At 52.7% G+C, this 23,109-nt stretch carries 23 protein-coding genes; 18 read left to right on the forward strand and 5 right to left on the reverse strand.

The genetic code is table 11. The features are described 5' to 3' along the window. Nucleotides 1-40: 40 nt before the first annotated feature. Both AC6RNO_RS18785 and AC6RNO_RS18790 read left to right on the forward strand, forming a co-directional pair. A complete protein-coding gene (locus tag AC6RNO_RS18785; RefSeq protein WP_497106346.1) occupies nt 41-2,263 on the forward strand; it encodes a DUF4352 domain-containing protein in 2,223 nt (740 codons plus the stop codon). Between the two features lie 114 nt (nt 2,264-2,377). Beyond that, entirely contained in the window at nt 2,378-3,076 is a 699-nt protein-coding gene (locus AC6RNO_RS18790; protein ID WP_474685384.1) for a response regulator transcription factor, read from the forward strand. Nucleotides 3,077-3,132: 56 nt separating this feature from the next. Here the strand turns inward: AC6RNO_RS18790 and AC6RNO_RS18795 are convergent, their stop codons facing one another. Next, on the reverse strand, nt 3,133-4,140 hold the full coding sequence (locus AC6RNO_RS18795; RefSeq protein WP_497106347.1) for a metallophosphoesterase: 1,008 nt from the start codon (nt 4,138-4,140) through the stop codon (nt 3,133-3,135). 586 nt (nt 4,141-4,726) lie between these two features. After that, the gene (locus AC6RNO_RS18800) at nt 4,727-6,163 is read right to left on the reverse strand and encodes an extracellular solute-binding protein (protein ID WP_497106348.1); all 1,437 of its coding nucleotides are present in this window, start codon (nt 6,161-6,163) and stop codon (nt 4,727-4,729) included. Between the two features lie 331 nt (nt 6,164-6,494). On the opposite strand from AC6RNO_RS18800, the gene AC6RNO_RS18805 reads away from it, so the two are divergent. The 7 genes from AC6RNO_RS18805 (at nt 6,495) to AC6RNO_RS18835 (ending at nt 10,964) form a co-directional block, all read left to right on the forward strand. After that, a complete protein-coding gene (locus AC6RNO_RS18805; RefSeq protein WP_474685381.1) occupies nt 6,495-6,794 on the forward strand; it encodes a LiaF transmembrane domain-containing protein in 300 nt (99 codons plus the stop codon). 43 nt (nt 6,795-6,837) lie between these two features. Further along, a complete protein-coding gene (locus AC6RNO_RS18810) occupies nt 6,838-7,497 on the forward strand; it encodes a PspA/IM30 family protein (protein ID WP_474685380.1) in 660 nt (219 codons plus the stop codon). Between the two features lie 7 nt (nt 7,498-7,504). Further along, nucleotides 7,505-7,966: a PspC domain-containing protein gene (locus AC6RNO_RS18815; RefSeq protein ID WP_474685379.1), complete on the forward strand. Its 462-nt coding sequence runs from the start codon at nt 7,505-7,507 to the stop codon at nt 7,964-7,966. A gap of 3 nt (nt 7,967-7,969) precedes the next feature. After that, the gene (locus tag AC6RNO_RS18820; protein WP_474685378.1) at nt 7,970-8,656 is read left to right on the forward strand and encodes a PspA/IM30 family protein; all 687 of its coding nucleotides are present in this window, start codon (nt 7,970-7,972) and stop codon (nt 8,654-8,656) included. An 11-nt stretch (nt 8,657-8,667) separates the two neighbouring features. Beyond that, nucleotides 8,668-9,036, forward strand: coding sequence for a hypothetical protein (locus AC6RNO_RS18825; RefSeq protein WP_497106349.1), 369 nt, complete (start codon nt 8,668-8,670; stop codon nt 9,034-9,036). Nucleotides 9,037-9,243: 207 nt separating this feature from the next. Beyond that, nucleotides 9,244-9,672: a hypothetical protein gene (locus tag AC6RNO_RS18830; RefSeq protein ID WP_497106350.1), complete on the forward strand. Its 429-nt coding sequence runs from the start codon at nt 9,244-9,246 to the stop codon at nt 9,670-9,672. 377 nt (nt 9,673-10,049) lie between these two features. Continuing rightward, the gene (locus tag AC6RNO_RS18835; protein WP_497106351.1) at nt 10,050-10,964 is read left to right on the forward strand and encodes a polysaccharide deacetylase family protein; all 915 of its coding nucleotides are present in this window, start codon (nt 10,050-10,052) and stop codon (nt 10,962-10,964) included. Nucleotides 10,965-11,000: 36 nt separating this feature from the next. Here the strand turns inward: AC6RNO_RS18835 and AC6RNO_RS18840 are convergent, their stop codons facing one another. Next, a complete protein-coding gene (locus tag AC6RNO_RS18840; RefSeq protein WP_474685375.1) occupies nt 11,001-11,525 on the reverse strand; it encodes a DoxX family membrane protein in 525 nt (174 codons plus the stop codon). A gap of 432 nt (nt 11,526-11,957) precedes the next feature. Between AC6RNO_RS18840 and AC6RNO_RS18845 the strand changes: the two genes are divergently transcribed. The 9 genes from AC6RNO_RS18845 (at nt 11,958) to nadE (ending at nt 19,619) form a co-directional block, all read left to right on the forward strand. Continuing rightward, nucleotides 11,958-12,092: a hypothetical protein gene (locus AC6RNO_RS18845; RefSeq protein WP_474685374.1), complete on the forward strand. Its 135-nt coding sequence runs from the start codon at nt 11,958-11,960 to the stop codon at nt 12,090-12,092. Nucleotides 12,093-12,101: 9 nt separating this feature from the next. Next, nucleotides 12,102-12,527, forward strand: a complete 426-nt coding sequence (locus AC6RNO_RS18850) for a DUF3905 domain-containing protein (protein ID WP_497106352.1) — start codon at nt 12,102-12,104, stop codon at nt 12,525-12,527. 222 nt (nt 12,528-12,749) lie between these two features. Then, nucleotides 12,750-13,760 (forward strand): alcohol dehydrogenase catalytic domain-containing protein, encoded by a 1,011-nt coding sequence (locus AC6RNO_RS18855; RefSeq protein WP_497106353.1) that lies wholly within the window; start codon nt 12,750-12,752, stop codon nt 13,758-13,760. Nucleotides 13,761-13,780: 20 nt separating this feature from the next. Then, on the forward strand, nt 13,781-14,533 hold the full coding sequence (locus AC6RNO_RS18860) for an SDR family oxidoreductase (RefSeq protein ID WP_488436850.1): 753 nt from the start codon (nt 13,781-13,783) through the stop codon (nt 14,531-14,533). 105 nt (nt 14,534-14,638) lie between these two features. Beyond that, entirely contained in the window at nt 14,639-15,343 is a 705-nt protein-coding gene (locus AC6RNO_RS18865; protein WP_474685370.1) for a FadR/GntR family transcriptional regulator, read from the forward strand. Between the two features lie 86 nt (nt 15,344-15,429). Then, nucleotides 15,430-16,683 (forward strand): enolase C-terminal domain-like protein, encoded by a 1,254-nt coding sequence (locus AC6RNO_RS18870; protein ID WP_474685369.1) that lies wholly within the window; start codon nt 15,430-15,432, stop codon nt 16,681-16,683. Between the two features lie 43 nt (nt 16,684-16,726). Further along, nucleotides 16,727-18,094 (forward strand): MFS transporter, encoded by a 1,368-nt coding sequence (locus tag AC6RNO_RS18875; RefSeq protein WP_497106354.1) that lies wholly within the window; start codon nt 16,727-16,729, stop codon nt 18,092-18,094. Nucleotides 18,095-18,270: 176 nt separating this feature from the next. Further along, nucleotides 18,271-18,708 (forward strand): BrxA/BrxB family bacilliredoxin, encoded by a 438-nt coding sequence (locus AC6RNO_RS18880; protein ID WP_474685367.1) that lies wholly within the window; start codon nt 18,271-18,273, stop codon nt 18,706-18,708. A 101-nt stretch (nt 18,709-18,809) separates the two neighbouring features. Then, on the forward strand, nt 18,810-19,619 hold the full coding sequence (gene nadE / locus AC6RNO_RS18885; RefSeq protein WP_474685366.1) for an NAD(+) synthase: 810 nt from the start codon (nt 18,810-18,812) through the stop codon (nt 19,617-19,619). A 587-nt stretch (nt 19,620-20,206) separates the two neighbouring features. Here nadE and AC6RNO_RS18890 read toward each other — a convergent pair. Both AC6RNO_RS18890 and AC6RNO_RS18895 read right to left on the reverse strand, forming a co-directional pair. Next, a complete protein-coding gene (locus AC6RNO_RS18890) occupies nt 20,207-21,418 on the reverse strand; it encodes a cytochrome P450 (RefSeq protein ID WP_497106355.1) in 1,212 nt (403 codons plus the stop codon). A gap of 347 nt (nt 21,419-21,765) precedes the next feature. Continuing rightward, nucleotides 21,766-22,743, reverse strand: a complete 978-nt coding sequence (locus AC6RNO_RS18895; protein WP_497106402.1) for an aldo/keto reductase — start codon at nt 22,741-22,743, stop codon at nt 21,766-21,768. Nucleotides 22,744-23,109 lie beyond the last annotated feature (366 nt).

A 23,109-nucleotide genomic window follows, 5' to 3' on the forward strand; every position in this document is an offset into this window, starting at 1 on the left:
ACATCACGACTATCCACACACTACAAGGAGGGTATTCATTTTGAAACGTAAACTTACGTCCATTTCACTCAAGCGTACCAGTTTGGCACTTTTATTATCCGGCGGCATTATGGCGATGTCCTGGGCCGTTCCGGCTCCTTCCGCAACAGCGGCGGCCGAGGGTGTGTTTATTTCCGACAGCTCCTACTTCAGCCTGGAACAGGTATCGCTGTCGTCCTCGTCATTGCAATTCGGGGTCAAACTCCATAACGGAGACAATCAGGCTATCGATTTCAACAATTACGGCGTTCGCGTTACGGATTCCTCCGGCCACAACTATACGGCGCGTCTCAGCGAGAAAAAGAGCGCGAGCGTGCAGCCCGGGCAGGATCAAACGTTCCGCTTCTATTCCAGCATAGCTTCGGGTGAAACCGCGGACCAGCTTCAAGTGGAAGTGTTCCGCTGGGACAACAGCCAGTCGGATTTCATGGACCATTTGGGCAAGCTGTCCGTCGCTAATGTAGTTCAGGAAGGTCAATCAAGCGCGCCTGAGGAAGTCCTGAACCTACATACCCTGGACAGCACGCTTGCGGACGACGCCTCCGTCGCGTTCCAGCTCGGTCAAAGCGTCAAAGCTTCCAAAGACGGCAAATGGTACACGTACACGCAATTGTCCGTCACCAATTTGGGCACGGACAGCCTGAAGCTTCCTTCCGGGCTTCTGGTGCGCCTTGTGGACGCCAACGGCTTGAAATATACGGCTTCCGTCGCGGACGGCGGGGACCAGACATTTATTCCCAAGCAAACGGGCTATATAACGCTGCAATCGGCGGTATCCAAACAGCTGCCGGAAAGCGGGCTTTACCTGGAATTTTATTACATGAACTCCAGCGAGGAAGTGTCTTTGGGCACGATGAACATGGGAGCTTCCTTCAAAACTGCCGCGCTAGGGGAAAAGCAGGACTACCTCGGCCAGCTCGAGGGCGAGCATTTGACGGTCAAAGCGGATAAAGCGACCTATACAACGCAAGCGGACGGCGTTCATATCCAAACGGTGGTGACGCTCAGCAATGAAGGAGACTCCGTTGCGGCGGTTCCAACGTTCCTGGCTTCTTATCAGTTTGGAGATGCCGGAGCTTCGGTCTCGTCAACCGATAACTCGGCCCGCGACACGTATCTGGACCCGCAGAAGTCCGTTTCCTACTACTTCAATGCCATTCTGCCAAGCGGAGTCGATCCGCAGACAGCCCAGCTCGTGCTTTGGAAGCAGACCTCAAGCTCCGGTACGACCAGCAAATCGACTTCGGGGTCTACGACTTCCGGCAGTACGTCCAGCAGCACAAGCAGCGGCACGTCAACGACCAGTACGACTTCTACGGCTTCGACCACGACTGCGACGTCGACAACTTCATCCAGCACGGCTTCGTCCGGCAGTTCCGACAATCAGATGCCGGTTACGATATTCCTGTTAAAAGGCGCGGCTGCGGCGAACAACGGTTACACAGCGGCAACTTCGTATACATTAGGCGACAAATTTACATTCAACAGCAACAACATTATTAACAAAAATCTGGATGTCTCTCTCGTGGAATTCCACGTTCACGATAACGTGGATCTGGGGTATAAGACGGCAATCGGCAAATACAAAATTACGAACAACGGCTCCAGCCCGATCGCAATGCCGGATTTGGAGAATGAGCTGGTGGACAGCAAAGGCAACACGTTTACTGGTACGAGACAAAGCTCGGTTGCCACGCAAATCACGCCAGGCACTTCCTATGTGGTCAGCTACTCCTACCTGCTCCCGCAATCGAAGAAAGACGATTCCTTCGCGCTCCGCGTGTTTGACGACAAGTCGGTTTCGCAGGGCAGCGTAACGCTCGGCAATTATCAGGTCAGCATTCAACCGGATACGGACGGCGACACCATCTCCTTCTATCCGTTCGAGATCAAGCTGAACTACTACAATCTCAGCTGGACATACAACAGCGGCTCGTACACGTACCAGTTGAATCTGGACTTGGATCTGCAGCATCCTGATCCGGTGATCGTGGATTCGAACTTCTCGAACATGGAATTCGATCTGGTCGATTCGTTTGACCGGGTGGTCGGCACGACGACAATGATGTTTACCGGAACAGACAAACTGATCAGCGGCAAGCAAAAAATTACGTTTTCCTCGCTGAAAGAAGAACAGGATTCCAGCACGTACCATGTCAATGTGTACGAAACGATCAATACGCCGAACGGAACGGCAAAACGTCTGGTCAAACAGCTGAAGTAACGGTTTATCGATTTCTATTCCACACCCGCGTACCGATGGGGCGTTGTATGCGCAGTATGTACATACGCCCCTTTGGCGTTGGCAAAATGAAACATAAAAAAGGTGGGCTGAGTGATGGCGCAAATACTCATCGTTGACGATGATGAATCCGTTCGGCAGCGGCTCAAAAGCACGCTTATTGAAGAAGGTTTCGAGGTGGCTTGCGTATCCGGCGGCAAGCAGGCGTTGGAGTATTTGGAACAAATCCAGATGGACTTGATTATTCTCGATGTCATGCTGCCGAACGGGGACGGTTGGCAGCTGGTTCGCGAGCTGAGAAAAAATGCCAACATCCCTTTGCTGATCGTAACGGCCAAAGGCGAGCATGAGGATATTATGAAAGGTTTTCAACTGGGCACGGACGATTATTTGACGAAGCCGTATCATTCCGGAGAACTCGTTATGAGGGTGAGGGCTTTGCTCAAACGGTACCGGATCATCGCTTCCACAAGAATCGAGATCGGCGATTTGATGATCGACCGGGCCAGACATGAAGTGAGGATCGGCCAGGAGAGCATTTGCCTGCCGCTCAAGGAGTTCCAGCTTCTCTTCACGCTGGCCAGCCACCCCAACCAGATTTTGACGAGAAGCCAATTGATCGAACAGGTGTGGGGGGTGAATTATGCCGGTGACGAGCGTACGGTTGATGTACATATCAAGAGACTGCGCAGCAAGTTGGGGGCGATGTCGGATCAGATTGTGTTCACAACCATTCGAGGGCTCGGCTACCGTTTTGAGATGATCGGCGAGCACGATCAGGGTTTTATCAGTTAGGAGTCTACTCCGTCGAACAGGCTCCTGGGAGTTTGGCTGGGCGGAGCTGCGGACTCCTAAGAGGGGGCGGCATCGTAAGTCTTTTCGAAAGCGGGCTCGATCCAGCGCTTCCGGGAGTGCTCCCGGCCGCGAATGGCGACGCGGTCCCGGTACACATCCACGATCAGGCTTTGGCTGACGGGGCGGGTCTCGGGTTCGCCGCGGGCGTTCCACACCTGACGGATGGACGCGCTGGAGACGGCAAGAAAGCGCAGCTGTTTCACTTGCCGCGTCGTTTCCAGGTTCCAGTGCGTGTGCCCGCTGAACAGGATTGCATTCGGATGCGCGTCAAGCAGCGCACGCAGCGCTTCGTGCTGCACCACGCCACGCTCCAGGCCGCTCCCGTCGAGCGTCCGCGGCAGCGGCTGGTGCAGGAACACGAACACGGGCCTGTGCCTGCCGGCCCCGGCAGCCGCGTCGAGCCGGGCCTGCAGCCAGCTCAGCTGCGCCCGGGACAGCCAGGCGTCCTCGCCTGCCGCCGGATCGACATCGCGGTAGGCTTCGCCGCTCAGGAACAAAAAGCGGTATCCCTCGAGGAGCAGCTCGTGATACGGCTTGTCATAGTGGAACATTCGGGTGAATTGTTCCACGGCCCGCATGCTCGACCAGTCCGGGTTGAGCCTGGTCGTATCCATGCCGCCGCCGGGCTTTCGCCACATGCGGTAGTATTCGTGATTGCCCATCGTCGCGTGAACCGGGGGATGAGGCAGCTTGCCCAAAATCCCCAGCAGGCAGCGGTAATCGGCTTCATCTCCGTTCGTGAGATCGCCGTTCAGCACGAACAGCCTGCTGTCGGGGCGGACGGCCGCGTGATCGCTGAGCGCCGCGCGCAGCCTTTTGTGGGATTCGGCATCCGCCGGCGTAATGTGGATGTCGCTGAGCACGGAGAAGGAGAAGAGCGGCGCGGCGGGAAGCTCCGCCGCTGCGTATGCCGGCCTGGCTCCCGGAGAATGCGCGAGCGAGGCTCCCGCAAGCAGCAGCCCTATGACGGCGGCGGCCGCGGCGGGCCGAAGCGATCTTTTCATCAATGCGTATACCTGCTTTCCTGAATAATGAACTAGGAGTCTGTCCGACGGAGATACTTTTGTGCATACCCTCAACGTGGTGCATCGGACAGACTCCTAGTGTGCGCTTACGCCGCATCATTTTATACAAGTCATAACCACCGGTTTAGCCGGTGGCTTCCATCAGCCCTAGCCTCTTTCCCGCCCTTTTTCACCGGCTCACCTGCAAACAGGTTGGCCCATCATTTGGGTTCGTCCGCCTGGCGACAGACAGGAATGGGATGTTCGGCGCATGCACGCTGGCGTGTTCGATCTCAAAATCGGGCTGCGTCGGGCGGATGCTGTAACGGGTTGCCATGAGACGGCCTTTTGCAGTTGTGGTCGACCGACAGCCGTCATGCAGCGCAACACCGCGCGCTGGGAGCTGCGCGCGGTGCGATTCCTCTTGCGCTTTTCTATATGATTTTTAATTTCGAACAGATTTCCACGATTCGCAAGTGGTAGCGGTTGGCAGACCGGCTCCCATCCCCCCAGTCGAACTGGGGGGCGTATACAAATAAAACAGGCCCGCCCGTTATCGGGCGAAGCCTGCCTGCTTCTGTCACTGCTATTTTTGCGGTTCGGCCGCTTTTTTGGCGTCTTCTTCCTGTTTCGCTTTAATCAGAGCTTCCTGCCCAGTCTGCTGAATCGTTTGCAGCGCTTCGCCAGCGGTCTTTTTGCCCTCCGTCACAGCCTTGATCTCTTGATTGGCCACCATGGAGAAAGGCTGGTAGAAGCCGTTCGGTATTTTTTCGTAGTTTTTAAATGGAGAATCGGGATTCGGCTTCAGGAGATAGAAAGCCTCCATATTATGCCCGTCTTTCTCCTTGATGTATTTGGTGCGGGTGAGCATGCTTTGCGAAGATTTGGAAACTACCCGGGCGTAGTCTTCGCTGTTGACGTATTTCACGAATTCCCATGCGGCGCGGGTGTTGGCCGACTGTGCGTTGATTCCGAACAGCTGCGAAACGCTCACGCTGTTCGAATACTCGCGGTTTTGCGGATCCACGGGCACGGTGACGACTTCCCAGTTGAAAGGCTTGAATTTATCTTTGAGCCGTTCTTTTGCTTGCTGCATATTGTCAATCAAATAATTGCCTTCGATGGTCATCGCCGCTTTGCCGGCAACGAACGGATTTTGCAGGAGATAATCTTCATACATGCGGGCAGCGCCATTGTTGTTTTCTTCTTTGCGCGTATAGATAGCGCCGGATTTTATCGCATCGACCGCAATCTCGAGCGCTTTTTTCCAGGCATCGGATTGAAGAGTGACTTTCATATTCTCGGCGTCTATGTAGGAGAGGCCCTGCGTCATGCCGATGCCGCTCATCAACTGGAAGCCCATGTCTTCGGTCGACATGTATGAATATGGGGCTATTCCGTAGATGCGTTGGTCGCCTTGTCCATCGGTAGGAAAGCGCTTGGCAAGCTCGAACACTTCCTCCCAGCTCATTTGATTTTTGGGCAGCGGCACGCCGTTTTGCTCGAACAGGTCTTTATTGTAGAAGAGCGCCTGGCCGTAAAAATCGGGGGACAAGCCATAAAGTTTGCCCTGGCCCTTGGATTTGATCGTTTCAATCGTCGCCGGCAGCAAGTTCTCAATGTCGAACTTATCCTGCTTGATCACATCGTCAAGCGCGTAGAGCTGTCCTTTTTCCACGTATTTTTCCAGCGTTTCGAGATTCTGTATGAACAGAACGTCCGGTTTTTCCTCTTCGATCAGCTTCTCCATCTCTTTTTCCGGATCTTTGCCTTCGCCGTAGATGACCTGATTGGACACAACTTCGATATCAATATTCGGAAACTTCGAAATAAAGAGATTTCCGTACTGCTGAAAAAAGGAATTCTTATCGTAGTACATCACCTTAATCGTGGCCTTCTCGTCTTTGCCAAGCTGCTTAAGTGCTCCTGCTCCCGTATTGCCGCCGGCAGGCTGCGCCCAGCTGCATCCGGCCAACGCAACTGTCAGCGCAGCAGCGGCAGCCGTTCCAATCCATCGTTTCATGTTCATTAACCTCCATAACCGATTATTCATTTATAAATGCTGTCGATTCTATCATACACGAGAAAATGGTAGAGTTACAAATTTTGCCTAATTCCGTAAAAATAATGAGCGTGCAAAGCCCTTTAGGGGAGGGCGGCGGCCACGCCATAAGCCTGGGAAATCCCGGAGTGGACGGGCTGGGCGGCGGTTTTGTCCTTAGGTCTGACCGGCGCCCCGACTTAGGTCTAGGTTCAAAAACCGTCGCGGGTCCGTTTTGCCCGGACCCCGTTTTGCCTAAAATAAAGACATGAACGAGAGAAACCATACACAAGAAGAAAGGCGGTGACAAGCAATGAACAGAAACACAGGTTTCGCGGCTCTGCTGATCGCTTTCGGAGCGCTGATTTTGCTGAATAAGCTCGGCGTTCACCTGGGACCGGTCATAGGTTCGGTAATGGGCTATGTCGTTCCGATTATTATGATCGGACTCGGCTATGTCGGCATCAAAAACGGAAGCAAACTAGGTTGGATCATTGCAGCGCTGGGCATTGTCATCCTGCTGGGAAAACTGGCCGGATGGGTGATCATCCTGCTGGCGATCGGATTGATCGCTTACGGAGTGTCGATGTTGTCGGGAAGAGCGAGAATATAATCGGCTTTACGAAATACAGTGATGGAAAAAGGTGGTATGCGAGATGAGCCTGATCAGGCGAATGAGAGACATAACCGTGGCAACGCTGAATGAGCATCTGGAGCGGTCGGAGGACCCGGTTCGATTAATTGACCAATACTTGGCCGCGCAGCGCGAGCAGCTGCATCAATCCGAGAAGCTGTACCAGCAATGCGTAAGTCACGCAGCCGCGCTGCGGCAGCAATACTTAACGGCGTTGGAAACGAAGGAAAAGCGCGAGCATCAAGCGATGCTGGCTTTGAAAGCCGGGGAAGAACATATGGCCCGGATCGTGCTTCAAGAGAAGCTGCAAGCCGAGGAGAAAAGCGAGCAGTATCGCGAGCTTTACGATCAGGCCAAGCAATCCATCCTCGAGCTGGATGAAGAACTGCAGCAGCTGAAAGCCGATTACAAGGAAGTGGCAGACAAACGCAGCTACTATTTGGCGAGAATGGAATCCGCCCGCCTGCAGCAAAGGCTGAACGCCCGGATGGGCAGCATGACGCAGGATGCGACACCGCGGATGTTCGGACGCCTGGAAGAGCGTGTATCCGATATGGAGCTTCATGCCAGAACGCTCCGCGACGTAAGACGAATGAGCCGCGAAAGCTATTACTCTGTCGGCAATCCGGCGGTTGACGCCGAGATGGAAGCTTTGCGCAATAAACTGAAGCAGGAGGGATAAAAACAACATGGGCAAATTGTATCGCTCAAGGAGAGACAAGAAAGTGACCGGCCTTTGCGGCGGACTCGCCGAGGCGATGAATGTGGATGCGACGCTGCTGCGTCTGCTGGTGATTATTACGGCATTTTTCACCGGAGGCACCGTTATCTTCATCTACTTTATTGCTGCGATCGTGATCCCCAAAGAGCCGGGATATGACCACCCGCCTTACGATCCTTATGCCGGATCTTACGGCAGACATGCTTACAACGGAGGCTACACGCCCCATAAGCCTCATGCGGAGCCGGGACCCGGACCAGCAGGAGCAGGAGCTTATAACCCCGCTTACGGTGCCCCCGACAAATCGAGCAGCATCGATGAAATGATGAAAGATATCGAGAAAAAAGCTTTGCAAAAAGAAATCGAAGAATTAAGAGCGAAAGTCGCTCGTTACGAAAATAAAAATGATCCAAACAAAGGAGACGTGTAAACCATGGGAGTATTTACAAGAATGAAAGATATGACAAAAGCATCGATTCACGAGGTACTGGACAAAATCGAAGATCCGATCGTTATGCTGAACCAGTACCTTCGCGATATGGAGCAGGAAATCGCTCAAGCCGAAGTTACAGTTGCCCGTCAAATCGCCAATGAGCGCAAGCTGAAGCAGCGTCTGGAAGAGTCCGTCCGCCTGGCGGCCGACCGCGAAGCGAAAGCGGCGGTGGCTTTGAAAAACGGCCAGGAAGCGCTCGCCCGTCAAAACCTTGAAGAAAAGCTGTACCACGAAGAGAAAATCGTCGAGTACACTGAAATGCACGCCGGCTCCAAAGCCCAAGCGGATGAGCTGACACAGCAGTTGCACGAAATGAAGGATGAGTTCTACAAAATGCGCAACAAGCGCAACGAGCTCGTATCCCGCGCCCAATTGGCGAAAGCGAAAAAACAAATGGCCCAAGTATCTTACAACGGTGTGATCGAAAGCGGCAACGCATCCCGCGGCTTCCAACGCATGGAAGAAAAAATTATGCAGATGGAAGTGGAAGCGGAAATCGCCCGCAAACCGTACGTCCCAGCCGGAACTGTCAGCAGCTACACGCCGGTCGACACGGCTAAGCAAGCGAAAGTCGACGAGCAGCTCAGCCTGTTGAAAGAAAAGCTGAACGGCGGCGCCGGGGAGTAACCGGCCCGGCTATGAGACCATGGATCGTGTGCCTGATCCTATTCGGTATAATAGGCCTGGTAGGCTGCTCCAATTCCAAGCCGGCAAATTTTAGCGGCAAGAGCGCATCCTGGAGCGTCGATTGTTCCGTTCGTCCATCCTCAAATGAACAATCATATGTCATCAAATATACCGGCAAAGATACTCAGCCTGTAAATGTTCGTTACTCCTTCGAAGACAGCAAAAATTTCAAGCAGCACGGCGAAAGCGACACTCGCTTGAAAAACTTGAAAATTAGCGGATCATCTACGCTGGATACGCCTTATGCGGATGAGGACGGTTTTAACCTCCGGATCCATTGGGATGACAGCGAGGAGACGATACATTTAGCGAAAAAGTAGCTTGAAAGCGGCACTGTACGGGTGCTCGCTCGAATATGGAAGACCGTTAGAAGCCGGTAACACTTGGCCGATAACGGTCTTTTTGCTTTGCAGCCGCGGCGTTGTAAAATGTGCAACGATAAAGCCGCGTTCAGACACGTAGCGCTCGCATCGTGCACAGCTCCCAGCGCGTGGTGTTGCACAGCATGATGGCGGTCGGTCGACCACATGGCTTTCGTTGTTAAGGCATCGACTGCACCGCGCTCGTGCGCAGAAAGCCTGCCTGCAAAAATCAGATTGCTTGAAAAACTCGCAGGCGAGGAGAGGGTGCATCTGGTTGGCAATGCATCTGGTTGGCAATGCATCAGATTGCCGAAAAACTCGCAGGCTAGGTTGGAGTCTGTCCGTTTGGTAGCGTTACGTGCAGAAAGCCTGCAAAAGTGCAGGTTTTTGCTCGTTGAGGTGCTTGTAACGAGATATTCCTGCAAAAATGCAGGCTTTTCAGCGAAAAGATACGCTCAGGCCCATTTGGATCAGGAATTCCTGCACAATTGCAGGCTTTTCCCAAAAATGAGCCGCTTTCCCGGTAAAAGCCTGCACTTTCGCAGGTTTTTCGGCTTGGCAAGCCGCTTCACGTTTGGAAGCGCCTCCAATTGAGGCCCCCCTTAGCTGTAGGTGCCACTTATCGAATGGCTTTGCCATCTTCGGCGTCAAGCTATTGAGCCAATGCGGCCTCGGATGCCAAACAAATTAAATCTTTTAGCTCGATGGCGATCTTGCCCTTCGCTTGCTATGCAACGAGCGGCGCCGAAAGCGCCTAAGAGGCTGCCTGCCATTGCACAATTTGCAATGGGGCCTCGTCGAATTCGGCGATTTGCGGCATTTCGGCGCATTTCCTGGGAAATAATGAACGGAATTGTCGAAACGTTAGGGTAGGGAGCGCCTTTCAAAAAATTACCAGAGCCCGGAAGGCACAGTATAGCCATAATAAGGACGTTGAATGGTTGTATTTCCATCGGGGGAGGGAAGTGGTTATGGGTGAAGCTCCTGCATTAAGGGCTTTAATGATTCGATCCGCTTTTGCCGCTGTGCTTGTGTTAGCAGGTGCGGGCTTCGCCGGGTGCAGCACAGGACCGCATCGGCCGGAGGCGTCAGGCACCCCTGCAATCAAGGCCTCTCCCCAGACTCAGGCAAAAGCCCTGACTACTCCCGGCGCCGCAGCTTTTGAGGATGACTCTATCGTGGAGAGGCAGCATTTTTATTCGGGCGTCCGCCGGAACAAACCTCCGATAGCCTCGCCGACACCCCATGCCCGGCAAAAAACGGCCTTTATAACGTTTGACGACGGCCCTTCTCAAAGCACGGACAAAATTTTGCGCATTTTGAAAAGCAACGGCGTGCAGGCGACCTTTTTCGTCGTCGGTTCGGACAGCGGCGAGGGGAGGGCGCTTTACAAAAGAATTGCGGCAGACGGGCACGCACTGGGCAATCACACGTTTTCCCATAACTACAGGTCGATTTATAGATCCGTGGAGGCATTTAAAAATGACGCCCGCCGATTGGACCGGCTGCTGGAGGAGACTGTCGGCTACCGGCCGGACATTATCCGGTTTCCGGGGGGCTCGAACAATCATTTGAGCCGGAAGGCGGGCGGAAGGGGCATCATGAGCCAAATCGTCAAAGCGATGCAGGAAGACGGCTACCAGTACTTCGACTGGAATGTCAGCTCGACGGACGCGGCGGCTCCCGTGCAGGATAAAGACATGATTATCGCATCGGTGCTGGGCGCAAGCCGGGGCAAGCAAAACATCATCGTCCTGATGCATGACAGTTCCTTCAAAACGACGACCGTCGAAGCGCTTCCCGTGATCATCCGCCGGTTGAAAGAGGACGGCTTTCGATTTGAAAAACTGACCAAGTCTTCGTTCACGTTTCACTTCCTGGAGTGACAGCTAACAAAAAAAGAAGGGGCAACAGCCCCTCTTTTATCTCAATTTAGGTTTTAGATGCAGCGCCACGAACAACTTGTCGATCCATTTGTGAATGTAAGGGAGGATCAAGTGGTCCACGCCGAATTTGCCTGCGTTCGCGCCTGCCGCAATAATGAAGAATCCGAGAAGCATCAGCCAAGGGTTCGTGCTAACGGTGCCTGCAAACATGTACATGCAGTTCATAATCAGCCCGAAGAATACCGCTGCGGTCGTCAATGCGCCAAGTATAAGGCCCAGACCGACCAACAGTTCGCCCCAAGGCACGAGGAAGTTGAAAATGCCTACGTTCGGCAGAGCGAAACCTTTGACGAAAGCCACGAAGTTCGGGTATACAAGATCCGTTGTCCCCGCAGCCAGCACCGGCTTCGTAACTGCGCCTTGCAGATAACCGGCTGCGTCGAACGCTTTTTCCCCTGTAATTTTGTGCCAGCCTGCAGTGACCCATTCCCAACCTACATACAATCGAACGAGAGTCAGCAGCATCGCCGCGTACTTATTTTCTCTTAGCCATTTCATCATTTGAACCAGCTCCTCTCTTCTATGGTTTTAGTATAAACCCGTTTTTCCCGTACGTATGTGAAAAAAATCACAATATAATGCCTATTTTAAGTTACCACTCCAAAACCGTCGTCGGGTACTTTAGATGCCTCGCAAGTGGTCGACCGCCTGTCGTGATTCGGCGCAACATTGGGCGCAAGTGGTCGACCGCCTGTCGTGATTCGGCGCAACATTGGGCGCAAGTGGTCGACCGCCTGTCGTGATTCGGCGCAACATTGGGCGCATGTGATAGACCGCCCGCCGTCATGCAGCGGAACATCGGGCACTGGGAGCTGAACGCGGTACGATCCGTTTGTTAGGGCCAGCGGCAGCCGGTTTTTGCCCGGATTCTTGCAGCCCGAATGCTTCTTCCAACAATGACACATAATACAAGCAGAAAGGAGCTGACCGAGCATGAATCGCAATGATTCCAAAGAACAAGTTCAGCACGAGCAGCAAAACAAGGAGCTGCAAAAGCAATCCGCTGAATTCGGCAAAGAAGGCTTTGTCGATAAAAAGCTGGATGGCCCGAACCAACCCGCAGATTAGGAGGACACTATGAGCGACCAGGAGCAACGGAAGCCGAAGGCGGCCGGGCGGGAGCATGAAGAGCCGGGCGGCGGGCTCGATCCGTTCGAGATCGACTTCCTGCCGCAATTCGAGCACGGCCGCGGTCCGCGCGAAGCTTTTGTCAACGAGCAGGGGGTCGTCATCGGCGACCATAACTACGAATCTCCGAATTCTCCTCTGGAGAATTGGAGCAAGGATACCGACCCGTTCGTCATGGCGGGCGACGGTTGGGTGCATCCTTACAAGGATATCGGCTTTCAGACAGCCGAGAACCGGGACTATTTCGAAAAGGGCATCTCCCCGCAAAGCGGCATTTTCATGCATCCGGATAAAGATGTGGCATACGAATATAAGCTGGGGCAGGCCGAACCGGGCGATGATTCCGGCAAAAAGGATGACGAGGCGGAAGCGTAGCTTTCGCTTTTTTTGCATGGTGTACAGGCTGGCTGAGCTGGTTCTTGCACGGTGTGCAGCCAGTGATGGGCTAATGCGGGCGGAGCGTTTTTTTCGGCCATCTATTCGGGAAAACGGCATTAAAATAAATAAAGCGTTTACAGGTGAGGGGAAATGAAGTAGAATAGTTGTATGACAAGTTAAAATAAATTTGTATGACAAGTTTGGAGTGGAGGAATAGACATGAAAGCAGGTATGTATGTCGCCGAGAAACAGGTGCAGCCGGCATCCGTCGAGATTCCGGTTGTGCAGGAGGGCGAAGCGCTAATCAAGGTAGCTTATGCGGGAATTTGCGGTACGGATATGATGATCTATGCCGGCAAGCATCCCCGGGCCAAGGCGCCTTTGGTAATGGGGCACGAATTCAGCGGAACGGTTGAAAAGGTCGTCGGCAGCGATGATTTTCAGCCGGGGGACCGGGTTACCGTCGAGCCTTATTTGACTTGCGGGACATGTGCGGCTTGCCGGGCCGGCCAATATCATGTGTGCGCCGTTTTGAGATGTATCGGCATAGACAGGGACGGAGGGTTCGCCGAATACGTGGCGGTTCCCGTTAACCGGCTTCACCGTCTGCCGGACAATGTGTCCGACGCCGAGGCGGCGCTGACCGAACCGCTAGCTGTGGCCGTTCATACGGTGCGGCGCTCGGATTTAAAAATCGGAGACAGCGTAGCTATTTTGGGAGCAGGGCCAATCGGCTTGCTGATCGGTTTGGTAGCCAGACAGGCCGGCGCCGGTGAAATTTTCATCTCGGATATTAGCCCCTATCGTCTGGAAATCGCCAGGCAAATGGGTTTTACGGCAATTGACGCCAAACAGACCGATATCAAAGAAGTCGTCCTTGCCCATACGAAGGGCGTCGGGGCCGATGTCGTATTTGAAGTCGCAGGCACGCAAATCACAGCGAAACAAATGATTGAATGTATTAAGTTTCAAGGCAAAGCGGTTGTTGTCAGCGTGTACAAACAGGCGCCTGTCGTTGATTTGGCTGCGATGCATTTCCGGGAAATAGGTTTAACGACAACAAGATGCGCCAATTCGAGCGATTTTGCCGCAGCGATCCGGCTGATGGAGCGGAAAATCATTGACGTAGCCCCTTTAATTTCCCACAAGCTTCCGCTAGAGCAGATCCAACAAGGATTTGAATACATGGAGAATACCGAGATTTCGTTGAAAGTATTGTTTCATCCGTAAACAACAGGAGGGGATTCAACATGTTATTGAGCCTAAAAGGCAAAACGGCCGCCATCACCGGAGGCACCCGCGGCATCGGCAGATCCATAGCCCTCGGCATGGCGGAGGCGGGGGCGGATATCGCATTGCTCCAACGTTCTCCCGAGCAGGACGAGGTCAAACGGGAAATCGAGCGGTTGGGCGTCAAATGCGAGATTATTCCTTGCGACATGAGCAACCCGCAGCAGGTGAAAGAAGCCGTGCCGACGGTTCTGGATAAATTTGGCAGCATCGATATTCTTGTTAATAACGCGGGCATACAGCGCCGTTCGCCTGCTGTCACTTTTTCCGAGGAAGACTGGGACGCCGTGCTGCAAGTCAATTTGAAAGCGGTTTGGGTGCTGTGCCAGCAAGCGGGCCGGCATATGGTCGCTCAAAAAAGCGGAAAAATTATTAACATCGCCTCGCTTGCCTCTTTTCAAGGGGGGATTACGGTTCCAGCCTACGCCTCGGCCAAAGGAGCTGTAGCGCAATTGACCAAAGCGCTGGCCAACGAATGGTCTTCGCAGGGGGTAAATGTGAACGCAATCGTACCGGGGTACATTGCTACGGACATGAATGAGGCTCTGATCAACGATCCCGTCCGGAGCCGGCAAATTTTGGAGCGGATTCCTGCGGGGCGATGGGGCGATCCTGACGATTTCAAAGGTCCGGCGGTTTTTCTCGCTTCCGACGCTGCCGCTTATATTCACGGGCATTTGCTTGCCGTCGACGGAGGCTGGCTCGGCCGGTAGCGCAAAGCCATTTGCATACCGGGCTGCGTGAAACCGTTTACGGATTCCAAAACGTGTTATATAATTGAAGTTACCTGTATGACATGTTTGGAAGAGGGTTCGCGCATGAGCATAAAGTCCATTCAAAAAAATAATATTGTAAACAGCGTATTCGAGCAAATGAATGAGCATATCCGCAGCGGACAATGGAAAGTGGGCAGCAAAATTCCGTCCGAAAGCAAGCTTTGCGACATGTTCGAGGTGAGCAGAGTCAGCGTCAGGAGCGCCATTCAAAAGCTGCGGGATATGGGCATTGTAGCGACTTATCAGGGCAAAGGAACGTTTGTCTCCGAAGTGCCCAGCGAGTATACGCTTATCGATTCGGCGCCGATTATGCGCCTGAGCGAGAAGGAATTTTTGGATATGATGGAGTTTCGCCAAACTGTGGAATTCAAAAGCGTAGAGCTCGCCGCGCTGCACGGGACGGAGGAAGACTTTCAGGAAATCGAGCGTACGTTAAACGAAATGATTAACAACAGGAACAATTACAAGAAGTATACGGAAGCCGATTTCGATTTTCATCTCTCTATCGCTAAAGCCTCGAAGAACGACGTTTTTTATAAAGTGACCCAGGGAATCCGAAATATTTATTATTTTTATTTGGAAGAGCTGAACAGGGTTTTTGGCGTTACGATCGAAAGCATCGAGACGCATATCAACATTTTGCGAGCGATTCAAAAAAGGGACAGCGCCACCGCCCAGCGTATACTCAAGGAAGCGATGGAAGGCAATGTCACCAAGATGAAGCAAATCATTAAAACAAATAAATAAAAGCCGCAGGCAGGCTTCGTTTATTTGTCCGGTTACATGTAGGACAACTGACAAGTTGAGTGTGCGGTTAAAAGGATGGTACCGGGATGAGGAACTTGATTATACAAGATGTAAAAGTGATTTTAACCGCTCCGGGCGGCATCGATCTGGTCGTCGTAAAAATCGAGACGAACGAGAAAGGATTGTACGGACTGGGGTGCGCCACTTTTACCCAACGGATATATGCGGTGAAATCGGCGATTGAAGATTACTTGAGGCCGTTTTTGATCGGCAAGGATCCGGCAAGAATAGAGGATATATGGCAGAGCGCGAGCGTTAGCGGGTATTGGAGGAACGGGCCGATTATGAACAACGCGCTGTCCGGCGTCGATATGGCCCTCTGGGATCTTAAAGGCAAAGTGGCGGGCCTGCCGGTGTATGAGCTACTGGGCGGCAAATGCCGCGACGGGATTGCGTTGTACCGCCATGTTGACGGAAGCAATGAAGTCGAAGTGGAGCAGAACGCCAGAAAGTTAATGGACGAGGGGTACCAGCACCTCCGCGTGCAGATGGGCATGTACGGCGGGAGCGGCACCGAGGATACGCGGCTGATCGCCAGCGTCATTTCGCGGGCCGATAACTTGAAGCCGAAGCATTCGCCGGACAATTTGCAAAAAGGGGTCTATTTCGATCCGGAAGCGTATGCGAAGAGCATCGAAAGCTTGTTTAAGCACCTTCGCGCCAAGCTCGGTTACAACATTGAACTGATTCATGACATCCATGAAAGAATCGCTCCTATTGAAGCCGTCAGATTGGCCAAGAAGCTGGAACCGTACCATCTTTTTTACCTGGAAGATCCGACTTCGCCCGAAAATCTGGACTGGATCGGCATGATCCGGCAGCAGACGAGTACGCCGATCGCTATGGGGGAACTGTTTACGAATGTGAACGAGTGGAAGCCGCTTATCGCGAGCCGTCAGATTGATTTTATACGCGCACACGTCAGCGCGATCGGCGGAATTACGCCGGCGAAAAAACTGGCCGTGTTCGGAGAGTTCTACGGCGTGCGGACGGCGTGGCACGGTCCCGGGGACATTTCGCCTGTCGGCGTGGCGGCGAACCTGCATTTGTCCGTAAGCTCGCCGAACTTCGGCATCCAGGAGTGGACGCCGCTTAACGAGCAGCTGCAGACCGTATTCCCGGGCTGTCCGACTGTCAAGAACGGATATGCTTATGTCAATGATCTGCCGGGGCTCGGCATCGATCTCGATGAAGAAGAGGCGGCGAAATACCCGTGCCAAGGCACGATACCGGAGTGGACGCTGGCGCGTATGCCGGACGGAACGGCGGCAAAGCCGTAATTTTAACGTCATTAATTAACCGTACAGAAAGAAGGGGTTATGTATGATTTCGCAAAACAAGCCTACGAGAGTCCGATTTTTTATATTAGTTCTTCTATTTATTGCCGTAGCCATTAACTATATGGATCGGGCCAACTTGTCCGTGGCAGGCTCCACGATTCAAAAAGAGCTTGGCTTAAGTGCTACCGAGCTCGGCTTCCTGTTCTCCGCTTTCACCTGGGCGTACGCTGCCGCCCAGGTTCCCGTGGGCTGGCTGCTGGATCGGATCGGTCCCCGAATGCTCTATGGGTGGGCGATTATTTTGTGGAGCGTGTTCACTTTTGTTATGGCTTTCAGCTCGCACAATATTTTTGCCAGCACCGGCGCGTCATTTGCGATGCTGTTCATTTGCCGCATGCTGATCGGGCTTACGGAAGCGCCGGCCTATCCGAGCAACACCAAAATCGTTACGTCGTGGTTTCCGAATCGTGAACGCGCCAGAGCCGTAAGCATTTATTCCTCAGCGCAATATATCGGGCTGGCGATGTTTACCCCCGCGCTCGCTTTGATCATTGCCAAATTCAACTGGGAATCGGTATTTTACGCGACCGGGGCGGCAGGCATCATCTTCGGTGTTTTCTGGATCATTTTGTACAGAGATCCGCAGGAGAGCAAGCGCGCTAACGAGCAGGAGCTGGAGTATATCCGAAACAACGGCGGCTTCGATTCCAAAGTTTCCAGCCGTGGGCAGAAGTCTTCATGGAGCGAAGTGATGTATGTCATTAAACAGCGCAGGGTTTGGGGAATTTTCATCGCGCAATTTGCCGCTTCTTCCACGTTATATTTCTTTTTGACATGGTTTATGGTCTATTTGGAAAAAGGGCTGCATCTGCCGATCAACAAAGCCGGGTTCGCGGCCGTGCTGCCTTATTTAATGGCGATGGCCGGAGTGTTGTTCGGCGGTTTTTCCAGCGATTATTTATTGAAAAAAGGGAAAACGACCACATTTGCGCGCAAAGTGTTGATGGTTTCGGGAATGATTTTAACGGGGCTTTTAGCCTTCGCCAACTTTTTTGAAAATCAGCCGGCAGCTGCTGTCGTTATTCTCTCGCTTGCTTTTTTCGCCAATGCTTACTCCAATATGGGCTGGGTAGCGCTGGGGGATGTGCTGCCGAAAAAGATGGTGGGTACGGTTGGCGGCGTATTGAATTTGTGCGGTAATTTGTCGGGGATTATCAGCCCGATTGTTATCGGCGCATTGATCCAGCGAACAGGCAATTTTCACGGGGCCATGTATTATACAGCGGCGGTCGCTGTTGTTGGCGGCATTGCATTCCTGCTCATCGTTGACAAGCTGGAACCGATCGATTTGAAAAAAATGAACAAACATGCAGACAGTACGGCTGAACAAAATAATTTGCATCTTTCGTGATAGCGGTTACAATTAAGTTTTTGGCCCGACTGCAGGCAGCGCCTTCCGGAATTTATGATTCCGGGAGGCTTTTAGCTCGTTATGGGGCGTTTTCGCGCTTTGCTTTCCATGCGTACGGATGTATAATATGACTTAATAAGCATGTTTACTACATCAAAATCCAAGGGGTGGAACATATGGCAATGTCTTTTGATTCTTACATGAAAGATATGGTTAAACCGATGAGAGAAGATTTGACTCGTCTGGGCATTACGGAACTGCTGACTCCCGAACAGGTCGATCAGGCAATTGAAAGCTCCAAAGACGGCACGATGCTGCTCGTCATCAACTCCGTGTGCGGCTGTGCCGCCGGACAATGCCGCCCTGGCGTAGCCAAGGCGCTGCAAAACGATGCGCTGCCGACTTATACGTACACCGTGTTCGCAGGCCAGGAGAAAGACGCAACGGCCAAAGCGCGCGAATATTTGGCGCCGTATCCGCCGTCTTCGCCATCCATCGCTCTGTTCAAAAACGGCGAGCTGGTGCATTTTATCCAACGCCACCAAATCGAAGACCGTTCCGCGGAGATGATCGCCGGCGACTTGAGCGGGGCTTTCAACGAATACTGCAAATAAATGAAATAATCTCATATCAACATGAGGCAGAAAGCCCGCATTGCAGGTACTTGCAAGTGTGGGCTCTTTGTTCAAATACCAAAGACAAGGTGGAGAGAGTCATGAGCTTGCAGCAGGAAATCATTGCGAAACTGGGCGTTAAGCCGGAGATCGATATCGATGCGGAAATCCGCAAACGGGTCGATTTTCTGAAGGAATATGTAAAAGGCGCGAACGCGCGCGGCCTTCTGATCGCGATCAGCGGCGGCATTGACAGCGCCGTAGCCACAGGTCTTTGCAAGAAGGCGACGGACGAACTGACCGAGGAGAGCGGCACCGAGTACAAAACCGTCGGCGTGTTCCAGCCTTACGGCGAGCAGGTCGATATCGAGGACAGCTACGCGGTGGCCAAGGCGTTCGACCTGAAATATCAGATCGAAAACAACATCCAGGAAGCTGTCGATGAAATTGCCATCGAAGTCGAATACGGGCTGAAGCATATCGGCGTTCACCAGCACATCAGCCGCGGCGGCAAAGGCAATGTGAAAGCGAGAACGCGCATGGTGATGCAGTATGCGCTCGCTTTTGAACTGGGGCTTATCGTTGTCGGCACCGATCACGCTTCCGAGGCGATCACCGGCTTTTTCACCAAATACGGCGACGGTGCGGTAGATATTACTCCGCTCAGCACGCTGAACAAGCGGCAGGTTCGCTCCTTGGCAGCCAAGCTGGGCGTCCCGCAAAGCGTGCTCGACAAAGCGCCGACCGCCGGGCTGTGGGAAGGGCAGACCGACGAGAACGAGCTGGGCATTACATACGGCGACAACAGCGACTACTTGGAGGGCAAGCAAATCGATCCGGCCGTTCAAGAGAAGCTGGAGAAGCAGTATTTGAAAACGGAGCACAAGCGCGCGCCGATTCCCGGCATTTAGCTTGTAGGGGGGCTCTCCCGGCGTACGGAGTGGCGGCGCTGCACGGCGGCGAGCGGCCATCAGGCGGCTCGACAGGCCAGGTCGAAGGAAAAACCTGCAAAAGTCAGGCTGTTGAGAAACCCCCTTTTTTCCCGGCTGCTCAAAAAAAGCACCAAAAGCATGAGCCAAATACCCCTCTCAGATCGTTTTATATCAATTTTTTCTCTTCGAGATGAGTGCCCCCACATAAAAATTGATCTGAGAGGAAACCCGTTAGACTTTCTCAACAGCCTGATTTGTGCAGGCTTTTTGCCANATCAATTTTTTCTCTTCGAGATGAGTGCCCCCACATAAAAATTGATCTGAGAGGAAACCCGTTAGACTTTCTCAACAGCCTGAAAAGTGCAGGTTTTTTCTGTGTATGAGGTTCATTTTGAGGAAAAACCTGCAAAAGTGCAGGAATTTTCGATAAAAATGGGCCCGAGCTCGCGCAGCAGCTAAAAAGCCTGCACATTTGCAGGAATATTGCGTGCCCGGCCCACGGACGAGCAAAAAGCCTGCACATTTGCAGGCTTTCTTTCATCCGCAGAGTGATTTCGTTCTTGCTGTTACTTTTGGAAAGTAATAGGTATGCTTTTGTAGCCGTAAATGAGCGGGTCTTTGGCAGGGGTGAACGACACTCCTTCTTTTGCGGTGAAGGCCGAAAATCTCGTGAAAACCTGCGTCAAAGCAATCCGGGCTTCCAAGCGGGACAACGGAGCTCCGAGACAGAAGTGGATGCCGTTTCCAAAAGCGATGTGAGGATTCGGCGAACGGAAGATGTTGAATTGATTCGCCTGCTCGAATTGACGGTCGTCGTGGTTGGCCGATCCGGACCACAAGACAACGGTATCCTCTGCGCGGATCGTTTGTCCCGCTATTTTAGTATTTTTGCTGCATCGGCGTGTTATCGATTGTATCGGCGAACGATATCGGAGGACTTCTTCAATGGCATTAGGCAATAGAGACAAATCTTCGCGTATTTGCTTTTGACTGTCCGGATGCTCCGCAAAGCAAACTATTGCGTTACCGATTAGGTTTGTCGTTGTTTCGTTTCCGGCTATGAGGAGAAGACGGCAAAATTCCATCAGCTCCGGCAAGTTTAAGGATTGTTCTTCCACTTTGGCCGCAAGCAAGGCAGAAACCAGGTCATTGCCGGGATTTTTCCGTTTTTCTTCAATAATTTCTTTGAAATACTCACTCAGTGCCAACCGGTTTTTGATCTTATTTTCCGCATACTGTTCCCGTGTCTCCCCATGTTCAACGTCGATTCCTCTTATAGCCTCGTCAGACCAGAGCTTGAACTGGTCCCGGCCGCTTCGAGGCACCCCGAGCAGCTCGGCAATGATAATGACAGGCAGCGGAAAAGACAGGCTCGCGATAGCGTCCATTTCTCCCTGTGCTTCAATTTCATCAAGCAACTCGTCAGTAAGCTCCTGAATGCGCGGCGCTAAATCTTCAACGGCTTTGGGAGTAAAAGCTTTGCTGACGATAGCCCGGTACAGCTTGTGCTTTGGAGGATCCATGGAAAGGATGGAGGATCCGGACAGTCCGGGAATGTTGGTGGAACTGAAAGCTTCGTGGTTCGCAAGAATCGCTTTCACATCGTCGTAAAGAAAAACGTCCCAACAATTCCGCTCGGGATCAAAACGGACTGGGCCATTCTCTCTCATTTCCTTGTACCAATGAAAGGGGGTTTCCGCTTCAAACAAACCTTTAGGGGGAATGTTAAGCGCGGCGACCTGTACGTTTGCTTCTGAATGTCCATTCATATTCATCATAATACCTCCTATTGTTCATGTAGGATTTTTGTCAATCGCGGCTTGCCAGTGCAGAACTCAAGCGGGCGGGCTGGCACAACGGTTGTTTGGCTTGTAGAGCTAATCCTCCTTTCTGAATAATATTCAATGTAATAATGTTACATGCAGCTTATTTGTCTTATTTGAAACATTTTACAATGTTATTATAATTATGGTAAAAGCGGCGGTCAATTGAACTTAATGTGTCAACCGCAGAAATGAACATTTGAGGCGGAAGTGCTGCAGGCCGGCCATCTGCACGCAATTAAACCCGCCGTGCATGTGCAGGCGGGTTAAGAGGGCATCGTTATGCGGCTTGGCTTTCCGGGTTATGGCACTTTGCGGCCTCTTGAGCTCGTATACAGTTCGTACCATTCTTCGCGGGTCATGAGCTCCGATTGGCGGACAGCGTCCCGGCAGGCGAGCACTCGCTCCGCCGAAGATGTCCCGATCACCGGCTGGATTTTGGCCGGATGCTTCATCAGCCAGCCGAGCAGAATCGCTTCCGGCGTCGTCTCTTTTTCCTGCGCCAGCTTGGAGATAAGCGCGGCGGTCTGTTTCACTTCTTCGGAAGCGCCTTCGAGGCTTTTGCCGGTGAAGCGGCCTTGCGAGAGCGGCCCCCAGGCCTGAAGCTGGATATCCTCCATCTGGCAGTGCTGGATGATGCCGTCATCGAAGTTCAAGCCGGACCCTTCGGCGCGGTTGACGAGAATGCCTTGGTCGAGCCAGTCCAGCCTCGCCAGATGCAGCTCCAACTGGTTGACGACGAGCGGCTGCTCGATCGACTTTTGCAGGAAGCGGATTTGCGCGGCAGTCATATTGGAAATGCCGAAGTGCCGCACTTTGCCGGACGTTTTCAGCTGTGTGAACGCTTCCGCCACTTCGTCAGGCTCCATCAGCGGATCGGGGCGGTGCAGCAAAAGCACGTCGAGATATTCGATGCCGAGCCGCTCCAGAATGCCGTCCACCGAGCTCAAAATATGGCTCTTCGAAAAATCGTAGCGCTGAGGCAGCACGCCGTCCGTAAAGCGAATCCCGCATTTGGACTGCAAGACGATCCGTTCCCGGAGCTCCGGCCTGCTTTTCAAAATTTGCCCGAACACAGCCTCGGCTTTGCCCATCTTATAAATATCGGCATGATCGAACATCGTGATTCCCGAGGATAGCGCCGCTTCTACGGCCTGCTCGGCGACTTTGACGTCTTCCTGCGTATAAGGTTCATAATTCCAATCTCCGCCTAGCCCCATACATCCGAAGACGATCCGGCTGTCCGATATTCCTCGTTTCTCAAGCGGCATTACTTTCATCATTTGGCCTCCCAACCTTGGATTAGCTTCATTATAACCTCTGCCGGGACCGAGCATAAGAGCTGAAATTTCTTTCAGTTACTTACCTGGGCGTAACGGATCGGCAGCGAAGCGCGGGTTTCAGGGTTTTGGGTTCGGCTGCACTTTTGCAGGCTTTCTCCGCGCTGCCAAGCAGATGTGTTTTTTCCGAATGTTGGAGCATTGGACAGTAGAATGGCGGTTTTGCCGATTCTCCGCGTATGATGTTGATTTTTATCAGTCGGCACGGATATCGTATGATCGCGCAGGCGGAGGGGAGGCCATAAGGATTTGTTACGCTAAAGGGCCTAAAGTTTTGAAATTTTCAAATATTGTACTATGATAAAC

The organism is Paenibacillus sp. sgz302190, assembly GCF_059820445.1.

What these genes read in the sequence shown, in the direction of transcription:
- AC6RNO_RS18790 (WP_474685384.1), top strand. Translation starts at nt 2,378, where the DNA reads ATGGCGCAAATACTCATCGTTGACGATGATGAATCCGTTCGGCAGCGG.
- AC6RNO_RS18795 (WP_497106347.1), bottom strand. Translation starts at nt 4,140, where the DNA reads ATGAAAAGATCGCTTCGGCCCGCCGCGGCCGCCGCCGTCATAGGGCTG.
- AC6RNO_RS18800 (WP_497106348.1), bottom strand. Translation starts at nt 6,163, where the DNA reads ATGAAACGATGGATTGGAACGGCTGCCGCTGCTGCGCTGACAGTTGCG.
- AC6RNO_RS18805 (WP_474685381.1), top strand. Translation starts at nt 6,495, where the DNA reads ATGAACAGAAACACAGGTTTCGCGGCTCTGCTGATCGCTTTCGGAGCG.
- AC6RNO_RS18810 (WP_474685380.1), top strand. Translation starts at nt 6,838, where the DNA reads ATGAGCCTGATCAGGCGAATGAGAGACATAACCGTGGCAACGCTGAAT.
- AC6RNO_RS18815 (WP_474685379.1), top strand. Translation starts at nt 7,505, where the DNA reads ATGGGCAAATTGTATCGCTCAAGGAGAGACAAGAAAGTGACCGGCCTT.
- AC6RNO_RS18820 (WP_474685378.1), top strand. Translation starts at nt 7,970, where the DNA reads ATGGGAGTATTTACAAGAATGAAAGATATGACAAAAGCATCGATTCAC.
- AC6RNO_RS18825 (WP_497106349.1), top strand. Translation starts at nt 8,668, where the DNA reads ATGAGACCATGGATCGTGTGCCTGATCCTATTCGGTATAATAGGCCTG.
- AC6RNO_RS18830 (WP_497106350.1), top strand. Translation starts at nt 9,244, where the DNA reads ATGGCTTTCGTTGTTAAGGCATCGACTGCACCGCGCTCGTGCGCAGAA.
- AC6RNO_RS18835 (WP_497106351.1), top strand. Translation starts at nt 10,050, where the DNA reads ATGGGTGAAGCTCCTGCATTAAGGGCTTTAATGATTCGATCCGCTTTT.
- AC6RNO_RS18840 (WP_474685375.1), bottom strand. Translation starts at nt 11,525, where the DNA reads ATGATGAAATGGCTAAGAGAAAATAAGTACGCGGCGATGCTGCTGACT.
- AC6RNO_RS18845 (WP_474685374.1), top strand. Translation starts at nt 11,958, where the DNA reads ATGAATCGCAATGATTCCAAAGAACAAGTTCAGCACGAGCAGCAAAAC.
- AC6RNO_RS18850 (WP_497106352.1), top strand. Translation starts at nt 12,102, where the DNA reads ATGAGCGACCAGGAGCAACGGAAGCCGAAGGCGGCCGGGCGGGAGCAT.
- AC6RNO_RS18855 (WP_497106353.1), top strand. Translation starts at nt 12,750, where the DNA reads ATGAAAGCAGGTATGTATGTCGCCGAGAAACAGGTGCAGCCGGCATCC.
- AC6RNO_RS18860 (WP_488436850.1), top strand. Translation starts at nt 13,781, where the DNA reads ATGTTATTGAGCCTAAAAGGCAAAACGGCCGCCATCACCGGAGGCACC.
- AC6RNO_RS18865 (WP_474685370.1), top strand. Translation starts at nt 14,639, where the DNA reads ATGAGCATAAAGTCCATTCAAAAAAATAATATTGTAAACAGCGTATTC.
- AC6RNO_RS18870 (WP_474685369.1), top strand. Translation starts at nt 15,430, where the DNA reads ATGAGGAACTTGATTATACAAGATGTAAAAGTGATTTTAACCGCTCCG.
- AC6RNO_RS18875 (WP_497106354.1), top strand. Translation starts at nt 16,727, where the DNA reads ATGATTTCGCAAAACAAGCCTACGAGAGTCCGATTTTTTATATTAGTT.
- AC6RNO_RS18880 (WP_474685367.1), top strand. Translation starts at nt 18,271, where the DNA reads ATGGCAATGTCTTTTGATTCTTACATGAAAGATATGGTTAAACCGATG.
- nadE (WP_474685366.1), top strand. Translation starts at nt 18,810, where the DNA reads ATGAGCTTGCAGCAGGAAATCATTGCGAAACTGGGCGTTAAGCCGGAG.
- AC6RNO_RS18890 (WP_497106355.1), bottom strand. Translation starts at nt 21,418, where the DNA reads ATGATGAATATGAATGGACATTCAGAAGCAAACGTACAGGTCGCCGCG.
- AC6RNO_RS18895 (WP_497106402.1), bottom strand. Translation starts at nt 22,743, where the DNA reads ATGAAAGTAATGCCGCTTGAGAAACGAGGAATATCGGACAGCCGGATC.